At 59.3% G+C, this 13343-nt stretch carries 13 protein-coding genes and 1 pseudogene; 3 read left to right on the plus strand and 11 right to left on the minus strand.

What is annotated here, in order from left to right:
- Positions 1 to 75 precede the first annotated feature (75 nt).
- Genes pepN through BK658_RS01080 form a run of 6 tightly spaced genes read right to left on the minus strand, consistent with a single transcriptional unit; the run spans position 76 to position 6629 of the window.
- Positions 76 to 2733: an aminopeptidase N gene (pepN, locus tag BK658_RS01055; RefSeq protein WP_123580380.1), complete on the minus strand. Its 2658-nt coding sequence runs from the start codon at positions 2731 to 2733 to the stop codon at positions 76 to 78.
- 12 nt (positions 2734 to 2745) lie between these two features.
- Positions 2746 to 3576, minus strand: coding sequence for a DUF2797 domain-containing protein (locus BK658_RS01060; RefSeq protein ID WP_123580382.1), 831 nt, complete (start codon positions 3574 to 3576; stop codon positions 2746 to 2748).
- Positions 3573 to 3833, minus strand: coding sequence for a YeaC family protein (locus tag BK658_RS01065; protein ID WP_123580385.1), 261 nt, complete (start codon positions 3831 to 3833; stop codon positions 3573 to 3575). Before BK658_RS01065 ends, BK658_RS01060 begins: the two co-directional genes overlap by 4 nt.
- A gap of 44 nt (positions 3834 to 3877) precedes the next feature.
- Complete coding sequence (locus tag BK658_RS01070) at positions 3878 to 4771, minus strand: rhomboid family intramembrane serine protease (RefSeq protein WP_123580387.1); 894 nt, start codon at positions 4769 to 4771, stop codon at positions 3878 to 3880.
- Positions 4768 to 5742: a metallophosphoesterase gene (locus BK658_RS01075; RefSeq protein WP_404943158.1), complete on the minus strand. Its 975-nt coding sequence runs from the start codon at positions 5740 to 5742 to the stop codon at positions 4768 to 4770. The genes BK658_RS01070 and BK658_RS01075 overlap by 4 nt, the downstream gene beginning before the upstream one ends.
- Positions 5739 to 6629 carry an NAD(+) kinase gene (locus BK658_RS01080; RefSeq protein ID WP_019690613.1) on the minus strand — a complete coding sequence of 297 codons (891 nt, stop codon included), beginning with the start codon at positions 6627 to 6629 and terminating at the stop codon, positions 5739 to 5741. The genes BK658_RS01075 and BK658_RS01080 overlap by 4 nt, the downstream gene beginning before the upstream one ends.
- Before the next feature lie 120 nt (positions 6630 to 6749).
- On the opposite strand from BK658_RS01080, the gene BK658_RS01085 reads away from it, so the two are divergent.
- Complete coding sequence (locus BK658_RS01085; protein WP_123580391.1) at positions 6750 to 7700, plus strand: DUF1853 family protein; 951 nt, start codon at positions 6750 to 6752, stop codon at positions 7698 to 7700.
- 104 nt (positions 7701 to 7804) lie between these two features.
- Here the strand turns inward: BK658_RS01085 and BK658_RS01090 are convergent, their stop codons facing one another.
- The 4 genes and pseudogenes from BK658_RS01090 to BK658_RS01105 form a co-directional block, all read right to left on the minus strand.
- The gene (locus BK658_RS01090) at positions 7805 to 9088 is read right to left on the minus strand and encodes an arsenic transporter (RefSeq protein ID WP_123580393.1); all 1284 of its coding nucleotides are present in this window, start codon (positions 9086 to 9088) and stop codon (positions 7805 to 7807) included.
- 42 nt (positions 9089 to 9130) lie between these two features.
- Entirely contained in the window at positions 9131 to 9478 is a 348-nt protein-coding gene (locus BK658_RS01095) for a metalloregulator ArsR/SmtB family transcription factor (RefSeq protein WP_123580395.1), read from the minus strand.
- Between the two features lie 96 nt (positions 9479 to 9574).
- Positions 9575 to 10678 (minus strand): annotated as a pseudogene (locus tag BK658_RS01100) (DUF2855 family protein).
- A gap of 99 nt (positions 10679 to 10777) precedes the next feature.
- Positions 10778 to 11335 carry an NADPH-dependent FMN reductase gene (locus tag BK658_RS01105; protein ID WP_054597141.1) on the minus strand — a complete coding sequence of 186 codons (558 nt, stop codon included), beginning with the start codon at positions 11333 to 11335 and terminating at the stop codon, positions 10778 to 10780.
- Positions 11336 to 11519: 184 nt separating this feature from the next.
- On the opposite strand from BK658_RS01105, the gene BK658_RS01110 reads away from it, so the two are divergent.
- Both BK658_RS01110 and BK658_RS01115 read left to right on the plus strand, forming a co-directional pair.
- The gene (locus BK658_RS01110) at positions 11520 to 11780 is read left to right on the plus strand and encodes a hypothetical protein (RefSeq protein WP_123580397.1); all 261 of its coding nucleotides are present in this window, start codon (positions 11520 to 11522) and stop codon (positions 11778 to 11780) included.
- Between the two features lie 88 nt (positions 11781 to 11868).
- Positions 11869 to 12762, plus strand: a complete 894-nt coding sequence (locus BK658_RS01115; protein ID WP_123580399.1) for a LysR substrate-binding domain-containing protein — start codon at positions 11869 to 11871, stop codon at positions 12760 to 12762.
- Here BK658_RS01115 and BK658_RS01120 read toward each other — a convergent pair.
- On the minus strand, positions 12728 to 13342 hold the full coding sequence (locus BK658_RS01120; RefSeq protein ID WP_123580401.1) for a GNAT family N-acetyltransferase: 615 nt from the start codon (positions 13340 to 13342) through the stop codon (positions 12728 to 12730). The genes BK658_RS01115 and BK658_RS01120 overlap by 35 nt on opposite strands.
- Position 13343 lies beyond the last annotated feature (1 nt).

Genomic DNA, 13343 nt, shown 5'->3' on the forward strand with positions numbered 1-13343 from the left:
CTATGAGAGAGTTTTACCGGACACTAGTGACGCAGAGCGTGGGAACGATCAGGTATCAGCGTCAGATCAGACGCGTCACGCCAGACTTTTGCTGACCACTTCAAACACATCGCTGGACAGCTGGCCCGAGCCGCGAATGCGCTCCAGCTCCGCCTTCATCAACGCCTGACGGGCGCTGTCGTATTTACGCCAGCGCGTCAATGGCGCCAATTGACGGGAAGCGATCTGCGGATTGAAGCTGTTCAGCTCGATCACCAGATCCGCAAGGAATCGATACCCCGAACCATCGGCCGCATGGAAGTTGATCAGGTTCTGCCCGGCAAACGCACCGACCAGCGCCCGCACCTTGTTCGGGTTCTTGATGTTGAACGCCGGGTGCTTCATCAACTGCCGAACCCGCTGCAAACCACCCGGCAACGTGCTGCCGGCCTGAACGCTGAACCATTGGTCCATGACCAGCGGATTGTCCTTGAAGTGCTCGGCAAAACTGGCCAGCGCCTTGGCCTTCTCGGCTTCGAACGGTGAGTTCACCAGCACCGCCAACGAGGTCAGACGCTCGGTCATGTTGTCGCAGGCATCGAACTGCTCAAGGGTCGACGCCAGCACTTCTGGCTTGCCACTGAGCATCAAGTAAGACAACGCGATGTTTTGCAGGCTACGACGGGCGAAGTGCTCGGCTTCGGCGACGTAAGCGGTTTGCTTCGACAGCTCGCGATTGGCCTGATAACGCAGCCACAGCGCGTCGAACAGGTTGTCCGTCAGTTGCTTGCGGGCGAATTCACGCGCGGCGTGAATCGCATCGACGTCCGCCACTTCGCTGATTTCGGTCAGGTAGGCCTCGCTTGGCAGCGAGAGCATTTCAGCGACCATGGCCTGATCCAGGGATTCATCCGCCAGCACCGTGCGCAATGCGCTAATCAGTCGCTGATCGAGCACCAATGCCTGACCCGCTTGATGCTGAGCAATCAGTTCCTGCAACACCTGCACCGACAATTGCTGGCCGGCTTCCCAGCGGTTGAAGCCGTCGCTGTCGTGCTGCATCAGGAACATCAGTTGATCACGGTTGTACGGGAAGCTCAGTTTCACCGGGGCCGAGAAGCCGCGCAGCAACGAGGGCAACGGTTGCTCGGCAATATCAACGAAGGTGAAAGTTTGCTCGGCCTCGGTCACCGACAGCACGCGGGAGGTCCCGTCAGCGGCCGCTTCACCGGCCAACCGCAGTGCGATCGCCGCGCCTTTGCTATCCAGCAGGCCCAGTTCTACCGGAATCACGAACGGCAGTTTTTCAACCTTGTCCGGGGTCGCCGGGCAGCTCTGACGGAAGGTCAGGCTGTAGGTTTTCGCCGCTGCATCGTAAGACTCGCTCACCGCCAGACGCGGTGTACCGGCCTGGCTATACCAGCGTTTGAACTGGGTCAGGTCGACGCCGTTGGCATCTTCCATGGCCTTGATGAAATCGTCGCAGGTGACCGCCTGGCCATCGTGACGCTCGAAATAAAGGTCGCTGCCTTTGCGGAAACCTTCGGCACCGAGCAAGGTGCGGATCATGCGCACCACTTCCGAGCCCTTCTCGTACACGGTCAAGGTGTAGAAGTTGGAAATCTCGATGAACGCATCCGGGCGCACCGCATGGGCCATCGGGCCGGCATCTTCGGCAAACTGGTGCGTGCGCAGGTACGCCACATCCTCGATGCGCTTGACGGTGCGCGAGTGCATGTCGGCAGAGAACTCGGCATCACGGAACACCGTGAACCCTTCCTTGAGCGACAGCTGGAACCAGTCGCGGCAGGTCACGCGGTTGCCTGACCAGTTGTGGAAGTATTCGTGGGCCACCACTGCTTCAACCCGCTGGTGCGCGGCGTCGGTCGCGGTTTCGGCACGGGCCAGCACGCAGCTGGAATTGAAGATGTTGAGGCCCTTGTTCTCCATCGCGCCCATGTTGAAGTCGTTGACCGCAACGATCATGAAGATGTCCAGGTCGTACTCGCGGCCATAGACTTCTTCGTCCCAGCGCATGGACTTCTTCAGGCTGTTCATGGCGTGCTGGCACTTGTCGATGTTTTCCGGCTCGACGTAAATGCGCAGCGCCACACTGCGCTGAGTCATGGTGGTGAAGGTGTCTTCGACGCACCACAAGTCACCGGCCACCAGCGCGAACAGGTAGGCCGGCTTCATGAACGGATCTTCCCAGGTCGCCCAGTGCCGACCGTCTTCACCGGGACCTGAGGCAATCGGGTTGCCGTTGGAGAGCAGCACCGGATAGCTATGCTGCTCGGCGACCACCGTGGTGGTGAACTTGCTCATCACGTCCGGGCGGTCGAGGTAATAGGTGATCTTGCGAAAGCCCTCGGCCTCGCACTGAGTGCAGAACATGCCGCTGGACTTGTACAGGCCTTCCAGCGCGGTGTTGGTTTCCGGGTGAATCCGCACGCTGGTGTCGACCGTGAAACTGGCGCTGATCGGGTGCAGGGTCAGATGGTTTTCCGTCAGTTGATAGTCGCCGTCGCTCAGCTCAGCGTCGCCCAAGGCTACCGACAGCAGCTCGAGTTGCTGGCCATCCAATACAAGCGGCGGCAGGCCCGGGCCACGGGCGGGATTGCGGCGCATCACCAGTTGCGCATGGACCAGGCTGTGGTCCTCGTACAACTCGAAGGTCAGGTGCGTCTCGTCGATCAGGTACTCGGGCGCCTGATAGTCCTTCAGGTAGATCATCTTCGGTTGTTCGGTGCGCATGCTGGAGTCCTTTTACTGATGCACGGCGAGCTGGTAGGCCGTGTATTTACGAATATTGATAACGCCGGTATCGAAGATCAGGTATTGACCCTTGATTCCCAACAGCGTGCCTTCGGCAATCGGGTTCTTGTCCAGATTGAAGCTGACAATCTTGGCCGGGTATTGCTCGACCGGGTAACGGATTTCAATCGGCTCGACATCAAATACCGGTTGAATCGCTTGCAGACCGAAGCGCTCCTGCAGTCCTTGCATGCCCTCGGCACAGCTTGCAAACAGTTGATCACGAATCTGTTTCAGGTCAACCGGTGGCGCATCACCCTTGAGCAAGGCGCGCCAGTTGGTCTTGTCGGCTACCTGACTGCGGAACAGGTCTTCGACGAAGCCCGATTGCTGACGGGTCGACACGCGCATGATCGGCAATGCCTGGCTGGCGCCCTGATCGAGCCAGCGGGTTGGCAGCTGAGTGGCGCGGGTGATTCCGACCTTGACGCCCGACGAGTTGGCCAGATACACCACGTGGTCGGTCATGCAGAACTGTTCGCCCCAAGCCGGTTCACGGCAGGTTCCGGCATCGTAATGGCAGCGCTCCGGGCTCATGATGCAGACATCGCACTGCGCCAGTTTGGTCATGCACGGGTAGCAGTAACCCTGGCTGAAGCTGGTTTTGGTTTTGCGTCCGCAATGGATGCAGTGGATCGCACCCAGGTATTCCAGGCGAACCGTGCTGCCGATCATGGGATTGACCGGCACCTCGGTATCACCCAGGCGAAAAGCGTATTGCACGGCCGACGCGTCGAGGCGCGCCGACATCTTGCTGATTGCACCGCGGCCAATCTCGATCAATGGATGGCATCCGACTTGAACAGGATATTCGGCACGCTGATCGACTTCGAACTGCATTCCTGCGGGCCCATGTAGCCGGTGCGTTGTTCCTCGGGCAGGTTCTGTACTTCCCAGGCGATCATCGCCTGCAACGACAGTTCGCGCTGCTCGGCAGTCAATTTGCCGCCGTCGGACCACTTGCCGATCTCTACCGCCAGTTTCAGGCTCTGGTAGATCTCCGGCGTGATGTTTTTGATCATTTCGTTAAAAGAGGACATCAGGTCTCCGCGCTCGTTATTCACATCGCAATTTAGACAGCGGTTTATTGGACAGAGAGTCTACGGCGACTGTACAAGCCACCCAACAAACCGGTAAGGCATCCGACGAGTAACCCGCCGACGTGCGCCGCATTGGCAATTTCGCCGAAACCGATCATCGAGATCAGCCCCGACATACACAGCAGCAGCCAGACCAGCATCATCACCAACACCCCGCGAGGCAGGCGATACGCCGGGTTCGGCGACAGCAACTGGTAGATCCAGCAATGCCCGAGCAGGCCGTAAAGCACACCGGACAGGCCGCCGAACAAGGTCGGGCCGCCGAACAAGGTCGGGCCGCCGTAATAATATTGGGCGAAGTTCGACACCAGGCTGAACAGCAACGTCAGTCCCAGCAGGTTGATACTGCCCTGACGCGACTCGATACGCCGCCCCAGTTCCCAGTACCACATGCCATTCATGGCCAGGTGGAGAACGCCGAAGTGAATCAGCATTGGCGTCACCAGACGCCACCACTGCCCCGCTGCCAGGCTGTCGGCCAACGGCGTGAAGTGGATGTACTCGCCCACCACGCGAAATTCGAGGAACGTCAGCCAGCGCATCGTATCGAGATTCTCACCGAGCAACGTCACCGCGCCGACGATCATGCTCAACAGCAGAATCAGCGCCGTCACCGGGCTGTGGCGCAGTTGCTCGACGAACCCCGGACGCTGGATGTTCGCTTGTGCGGCCGGGATATCCAGTTGATGCTCGGGATCGCCCGCAGGAAACCGTTCATACAGCGAGCGCACGTCTTCACTGATCGCGTCCGGCACCCACAGCACCTGTTCACCGGCTTCTTCGCTGACCCGATGCGGCACGTGCATGCGTTGCAGCAATTTGACGAAACCACTCAGGTCCACCGCCAGCGGCAGACGTAAAACAGCAACAACACTCATCGCAATACCTCTGGCCGTTCAACATCGACCCAGACAAACTTGCGTGGATCGAGACGGGTTTCCTGATCCAGCCGATAGGCAACCAGCTTGCCGTACAACACCGCGCTGTAATCCAGGCAGGCCAGGTTCGGGCGGATCGGCACCGGTTTGCCACTGCGCCAGTAGTGCCCGACAAACAACAGAGGTTCGTCGATGCCATAGCGCAACAGGTTATCTTTTTCTACCGGCGACAGCGGCGTGCGAGCCACGGGCTCGGGCAAGGCATCTGGCTGGAAAACAATGTCGCCGTAGGTTTGCGGGTTGTCTTCCCAGAATTTGGTGCGGAAAAACGAACGCGTCAGACCGTCGCCGCTGGTCATGGTCAAACCGTGCGGCAGGCGCATATCGGTGCCCCGCAGCAAGCGGTCGAAGGCCATGCAAGCGAAACTGCCGGAAACCGCCGCTGCCTGGACAAAGTGCTCATCGACGCAGCCATCAGGGTGTTGCGCGCGCAGCACGTCGATCAGGCCACCGTCCCAGCAGGCGTGGACGACCCGGAAACGCCCGGCATCGACAAACAACGGCATCTCGTAGAACCAGGCAAGAAAGTCGCGCCAGTCCGCCGGGTGATTGGCAAATTGAGTCAGGGTTTCGTCGAGCAGGCGCGCATGCCGAGGCGTGTGTTCACGCACATACTGTTTGCCACTCCCGGGCGGCGCCGGCGTGCTCCAGCCAAGGGCATTGAATTCATGGTTGCCCATGATGCACAGCGCCTGACCGGCCTCGACCATGTCGTGAACGATGTGCAGCGCTTCGCGAATCCGCGGGCCACGGTCGATGACATCACCGAGAAACACAGCCATGCGTGACGGATGGCGCCAGACGCCGGCTTGCTTGTGATACCCGAGTCGGTCCAGCAAATGCTCAAGGGTATGAGCGCAACCGTGCACGTCACCGATCAGGTCGTAGCTACGCGCGGGATCGAGCATCAGTCGCCTCCACCGCCCAACCGGCTGCCCCAGCCCAGCTTGGTCCGGCAGACTTCGTAGTAGTTATGGTCCAGCGGATGAATCAGCCGCAGTTTCTGCGCCTTCTTGCTCACAGTGATGGTGTCACCGGGGGCGCAGGTGAAGTGGTTCTGCCCGTCACAGGAGACTTGCGGGTAAATCTGCATATCCTTCGACACGACGATTTTCAGCTCGCTATTGCCATCGACCACAATCGGCCTTCCTGACAAGGTATGGGGGTACATTGGCACAATCACAATGGCATCGAGCTTGGGATGCATGATCGGGCCACCCGCCGAGAGCGCATAGGCCGTGGAACCGGTGGGTGTGGCGACGATCAGGCCGTCGGCTTTTTGGCTGCAAACGAACTGGCCGTCGATGTACAACTCGAACTCGATCATCCGCGTCGATTTGCCGGGGTGCAGCACCACGTCGTTCAGCGCATCGCCCTGGCCGATGGCCTCGGCGTGACGGCGAACTTCGGCCTGCAACAGGAAGCGGTTTTCGACCAGATAGTGCCCGTCGAGCACTTCGGCGACTTTGACTTCCAGCTCATCCGGGCGGATGTCGGTCAGAAAGCCCAGGTTGCCGCGGTTGATCCCCAGCACCGGAATGTTGTGCCGTGCCAATGCCCGAGCGGCGCCCAGCAGGCTGCCGTCACCGCCCACCACAATCACCATGTCACAGACTTCGCCGAGCATCTTGCGCGATGAGGTTTGCAGGCCATGGCCAGGTAGGACTTCGGCGATGGTGTCCTCGAGAATCACGTGCAAGTGCCGGTCAAGCAGGAATCTTTTCAGTCGGCGAACGGTATCCAGCACCTGCGAACTACCCAGGCGACCGATGATGCCGATATTGCGAAATTGCTCCATGGGGCTCCTAGTCAGGATCTGTTGACGCGTGGTCTACGACGGCGAAAAACACGATTATGGGCGAAAGCGGGCCGCAGACAAAATCCTTTCAGCCGCGAACCAAAGCGCTATGCTCGCAAGATGACCTTATTTCCTGACTTGCTGACTTTACCTCGTCAGTTGCGCCATCCCGAAGTGCGCGACCTGGCTTGGGTCATCCTCGCGCCACCGATGCTCAGCGAAACACCCTGGCCACAACGCCATCCACTGGCCGGCAGCGACTGGGTACAAGCCCCCGAACGACTGCAACACTGGCTGCTTCAGCTCGATCAGGACAGCCGCGAGCTGCAGCGCTGGCTGGCGCTCGGCCCGACTCGTCGCCTGGGCCTGTATTACGAACGTCTCTGGCAGTTTGCCGTGCAGCATGCGCCGGGGGTCGAGTTGATTGCCGCCAACCTGCCGATTCGCCGCGAGGGCCATACGCTGGGCGAACTGGACATGCTGCTGCGCGACCGCGACGGCGTGCATCACCTGGAACTGGCGATCAAATTGTATCTGGGCCCCCAGAACGGCGAAGGCCACGACACTGCCCAGTGGCTTGGACCGGGCTGCCATGACCGACTGGACCGCAAGCTGGCGCACCTGACCCACCATCAACTGCCGATTTCCGCGCGCTCCGAAAGCCGCGATGCGTTGGCCGCGCTGGATATCCTGGGGTTCAGCGCACACCTGTGGCTGGGCGGTTATCTGCTGTACCCATGGCCCGGCAAAACCCAGTCACCCGACTGCGCCCATCCGCAGCACCTCAGAGGACGCTGGTTGCATCAGCGAGACTGGGCACACTTTATCGCCCAGAGCCCGCCCGGTCGCTGGCAACCCTTGCCACGGCACGCCTGGCTCGCGCCCGCCCATTATCTTGCCGAGCACACCTGGGACCGCACACAACTGGAGACCTGGCTGAGCGGGCTCGACCCGCAGGCGCCCGCGCAGTTGCTGGTACGCCTGACCGAAAACGTCGACGGTGACTGGGAAGAAGCCGAGCGGCTGTTTCTGGTGGCGGATCTGTGGCCAAACGTGCCGGGCCAGGGTTGAGCCTTGTGGCGCCTGAACCGGCCTCATCGCGAGCAAGCTCGCTCCCACAGGGGTACGCGTTCCAAATGTGGGAGCGAGCTTGCTCGCGATAGGGTCGACACGGTCTAGATAGACAGGCGCAACGCCAACGCCGCCAGGGTCACCAGCAACACCGGCACCGTCAATACGATCCCGACCTTGAAGTAATACCCCCAGCCAATCTGAATATTCTTGCGCGCCAGCACGTGCAACCAAAGCAAGGTCGCGAGGCTACCGATCGGGGTAATTTTCGGCCCCAGGTCGCTGCCGATCACGTTGGCGTAGATCATTGCCTCTTTCACCACCCCGGTGGCCTGGCTGGCATCGATCGACAACGCACCGATCAGCACCGTCGGCAGGTTATTCATCATCGACGACAACAGCGCAGTCAGCACCCCGGTGCCCATGGCGGCCCCCCACACGCCGTAATCCGCGAACACGTCCAGCCAACTGGCCAGGTACGTGGTCAACCCGGCATTACGCAAGCCGTAAACCACCAGGTACATGCCCAGGGAGAAAATCACGATATGCCACGGTGCTTCTTTCATCACCTTGCGCGTGGAAATCTTGTGCCCACGGGCGGCAATGGCCAACAGCAATGCCGCGCACACCGCCGAGATCGCGCTGATGGGAATCCCCAGCGGCTCCAGGGCAAAACAGCCAAGCAGCAAAATCACCAGCACACACCAACCGGCAATGAAAGTTGGCTTGTCGTGAATCGCGCTCTTCGGATCTTCCAGTTGTTCCAGGTCGTAATCGGCAGGAACGTCCCGCCGGAAGAACCACAGCAACACCGCCAGCGTCGCCGCGATGGCCACCAGGTTGACCGGCACCATGACCGCTGCATAACGGTTGAACCCAATGTGGAAGAAGTCCGCGGAGACAATGTTCACCAGGTTCGACACCACCAGCGGCAGGCTCGCGGTATCGGCGATAAACCCGGCGCCCATCACGAACGCCAGCGTCGCCGTCGGAGAAAATCGCAAGGCCAGCAGCATCGAAATCACGATGGGCGTGAGGATCAACGCTGCGCCATCATTGGCGAACAAGGCCGATACCAGCGCCCCGAGTAACACCATGTAAGCGAATAGCTTGCGCCCGTTACCGTGCCCCCAGCGAGCCACATGCAACGCCGCCCAGGCAAAGAAACCCGCTTCATCCAGCAGCAGACTGATGATGATCAGCGCCACAAACGTCCCGGTGGCGTTCCAGATGATGTCCCATACCAGCGGAATGTCGCTGACCTGTACCACCCCGCAGAGCAGCGCCAACACGGCACCCAGCACCGCACTCCAGCCGACGCCAAGGCCTTTGGGTTGCCAGATCACCAGGGTAATGGTCTGGAGGAAAATCAACGACGCGATCAGCATGCGAAACAGCCTTGAGCAAGGGGTAAAAAGGTCTAGGGAGAATCAGCAGCAACGGACCGGACGGTCGCCCATCGCCTGTAGTCGCGCGATATCAGCGCCAAGCCATGCACCATTGGCTGCCAGCGCGCCGTGCAACAACGTCATGACCCACGGAGATAATTGCGGGTGCAGGCGATAAAACACCCATTGCCCCTGACGACGGTCCGCCAGCAAACCATGGCTGCGCAATTGCGCCAGGTGACGGGAGATTTTTGGCTGGCTCAGGTCCAGCGCCGCCGTCAGCTCGCACACACACAGCTCGCCCTCTTTGGCGATGAGCAAAGCGATACGACTGCGGGTGTCATCGGCCAACGCCTTGAACACATCGACGGGATTGCAGGGATCGGACATGGAAGTGAATGCGCCTGAACAAACGAAGCGCGAATATATGGAATTTCGAATATAGGGTAAAGCGAATAAACCGCATTGCACGCAACCCGTAGGGCCTCACAAACGGATCACATGCCCCTCGATCGGAGCAATCTGCCCATGAAACAGTCGCGAAATCACCGTTTGTGCCGCTTCAAGCCCATCACTCTCCACCACTCTGAGCAATGGATTGGCCGGTGCCATCACTCGCCGATAAAACTTCTGCCCGCCCTCACCGATGTACTCGATAAGCCGCTGCGCGCCCCATTCGGCGTTGCGTTTGCGAATCTGGATCGGCGCGAAGAAAAACGCCGGCTGCGGCCCTGTTATAGCGCTCAGCTGCGCCTCATCGGTGCTCTGGGTAGAACCTACAGCGCAGCTGTAAACCAATTGCCCGGCGAAATGCTGATGCACCTGATCGCGTAAATCCAGACGGCCAGAGAAATCCACATATAAGGTCGGACGGTCAGCGGGCAACGACGCCAACTCGGCGTACTCAAGCGTGCGCTCGTAACACCCGAGTTGTTCAACAAACGCCTTGTTCCCGGTCGATGTCAGCGCCACTCATTGCAGATTCGACTGGTCCTCCAGGCAAATAGCAGTGCCGAAAGCGGTTTTGCTCGAAGCGCTGGAGAACACCACACGGGTGGCACCGAAGAACTGATTGTCCTGTAGGAAGTCTGCCAGCATCAATGACGTCAAAAACAGCGGGTTAAGCAGCATTTGCAGGTTTTCATTTGCAGGGCTGTAGTACCGATCCCAGCTACAACGGGTGTACTGGTTGTAAACCGAGCTCAATGTTTGACGGTGCGGGGCGGTGTCATGAAAACCGCGCTCGGTCACCCGCTCTGGACGCACCCAGAGATGGCTGGCCAGTGGAAAGTACCCGTAAAGGCGCTCCCCGACCGCAATGCCATCGACTCCTGAGGCAAATACATCGGCAAAACCCCAGGTCGGGATGTGGCCCCATTCTGCTTGCCCCGTCGGGAAAAATTCCCAGTAATGCATCGTGTCGCCATAAGCTGCATAGGTGATGTTATTGGTGGTCAGAGCGCAGCGATCAATCTTCAGGATCACTTCACCAACCGCCGGAACCAGGCTGCGCTGCTCACGCTCGACACGACTCTGGTCGATGGCGTTTTTTCGGGTGATCAGCCGTGTGACCGTGCCCAGGCTTTGCATTGTTCAGACTCCTTGTCGTGTGGCTGTCCACTATCCAACGGTTCGATCATCAGTCGACTGGCCAGCGCTTCCTGCGCGCAAGCGCTGGCCCCCGATCGATCAATCCTTTTTAAATTGCTCGACCCACTCGGCGTAGGCATTGATGAAACTCTGCAAAAACGGCCGGACCGACTCGGACACCTTGCCCGACTCGTCGAACGCCGTACCGGCGTTGCTCAGGTAGGCTTCCGGTTGCTGCATGCAAGGCACATTGAGAAACACCATGGATTGACGCAAGTGATGGTTAGCACCGAACCCACCAATAGCGCCGGGGGATGCACTGATCACCGCCCCCGGCTTACCGCCCCAGACACTCTTGCCATAAGGCCGGGAACCGACATCGATGGCGTTCTTCAGGGGGGCAGGCACCGAGCGGTTATATTCCGGTGTCACGAACAGCACCGCGTCGGATGAGCTCACCTGTTGACGGAAAGTGCTGTAGGCTGCTGGCGGTGTTACGTCGATGTCTTCGTTGTAGAGCGGCAGGTCGCCAATCTCGACGATGTTCAGCCTGAGGTTTGCCGGAGCCAGTTCAGCCAGCGCCAGCGCGACTTTGCGGTTGATCGACTGTTTTCTCAAGCTGCCAACCAGGACAGCAATCGTATAGACCTTGCTCATTGGAAATTCCCGACTATCTGGCTAAAGGAGCCTGTAGTTATAGATGATCCGGCAGCACTTCATGTGTTCCTTGTCGCGGAATAGCAGTTAAATACTATTTTTTTCCTGTAGGAAAACTTACCAAGCTTATCGACGGTCTACAGAACCGCAAATTGAGTGACTTATCTCCAGAGGTTCTAAGCAGATGGCAGCAGTACTCGTCGGACAATTCCATGCAAGAGATGCGGAAGGCCGTGTTTATTCAGTGCATGAGTTCCAGGAATCCACTCCGTCGGCAGACGGTCTCGGCGGCACGGAGCCTGTCACCACCTATAAGCTGGCCATTGGCGATCGCGTCAAGAAGCTCGATGAAAACCAGTTTCTATTGATTCAGTCGGAAGTCACCATCGTTCGCGAACCCGACACTTATGTCGGAAGCTTGCCGGAAACCACCGTCGCCTCATAACCCTGTGTTATGAGCTGAAGTCATAGGCACGGACTTGAGTTAGGATTCAGACACTGACTCCCTCACCTGCTGAACATGGACTTCACGCATGCGTTTACGTCATATCGAAGTGATCCAGGCGCTCCTGCAAACCGGTCATCTGGGCACCGCTGCCGAGATGCTGCAATTGCCGGTGGCCGGGGTCGAGGGGATTTTGCGCGAAGCCGAGGATCAACTCGGCTTCATGCTGTTTGCCAGCGTACGCGGGCGTTTACAGGCTACCCGTGAGGCGCGGGAGTTGCAGGTCGAGATTGCTCACGTCTTTGACGCGCTCGAACCGGTGCAGCGGCTGGCCAACAGCCTCAAACAATATCTGGCGCCGCCGTTGCGGATCATTTGTACGCCCCCCTTGGCGCAGCAATTGTTGCCACAGGGCATTGCCACCCTACGTCGACGTTTTCCAGATGCGCCCTGCTCGCTGCTCAGCCAACCCACGCGTGACATCGTCAGAAGCCTGCTGCTGCGTGAAAGCGATCTCGGCTTGAGCCTGCACGACCCCGACCACCCCGACATTCAGTGCCAGATCATTGCCCAAGGCAAACTCCAGCTCCTGGCGCCTCATGGCTGGCTGCAACCCAAGCAAAAATACATTTCCGTGCAGGACCTGGCCGGCCAGTCGATGGTCGGGCTGGAAGGTCACGATCCGCTTAACGTGATGTTCGAGAGCAAACTGCTGGCCTTGCGCCCGGCACCGGTGGTGCAAACCCGGGTTCAGACCCATCAGATGATGCGCAGCATGGTCGAGGCCGGCGAAGGCCTGGCCGTTGTCGATCCGTTTACCGCGATCGGCGCCAAGGCCAGCGGACTGGACGTTTGCCCGCTCTCGCCGGCCGTGCCGATCAGTCTTTACGCCTTGACCCTGAACAATGCCGCGATAGCGCCTGCGGCCCAGGTGTTACTGGACATCATCAAGGAACAAGCCGAGGCGATGCTGGCGAGCTGATCGGACTTTCCAAGGGGTTATCGAACAGCCGATACCAGAACAACGCCACCTCTGCGGTTTGCGGATCGATGCCGCGATAACGCAGGTGATCGATGCCACCCATGACATAGCCGCAACGCTCATAAAGCCGACAGGCACCCAGGTTGTTATTTTGGGTTTCCAGCATGATGCCCGGCAGTTTCTTCTTGCGACTCCAGAATTGCGCAACATCCAGCAGCGCCTTGGCCACCCCGTGGCGGCGCGCCGGGGCGTGTACTGCCAGCTCATCGATATGGGCAAAACCGTTCCAGTTAGTGCTGATCACAATGTGCCCCACCGGGTGATCGTCGAGAAACGCCATGAAAATCGCACTGTCGACTGCGTTCCGGTAACTGGCGAACTCCTCGGGATCGATGCCATAGCACTTGCGATAGGGCGTGATGGTTTCCAGCGACCACTGATCCACCGGCTTATTGAGCTCTGCGACCGCATAGGCCCGGACCTCAAAACTGAAGTCACTGCCCCAGATATAAGCAGCGAATCCCTGATCGGCGACACGTACCGCCAAACCCGGATACTTGGGGTTGATGACCGGCTGCATA

It is taken from the genome of Pseudomonas brassicacearum (assembly GCF_003732175.1).
Taxonomy (GTDB): domain Bacteria; phylum Pseudomonadota; class Gammaproteobacteria; order Pseudomonadales; family Pseudomonadaceae; genus Aquipseudomonas; species Aquipseudomonas brassicacearum_G.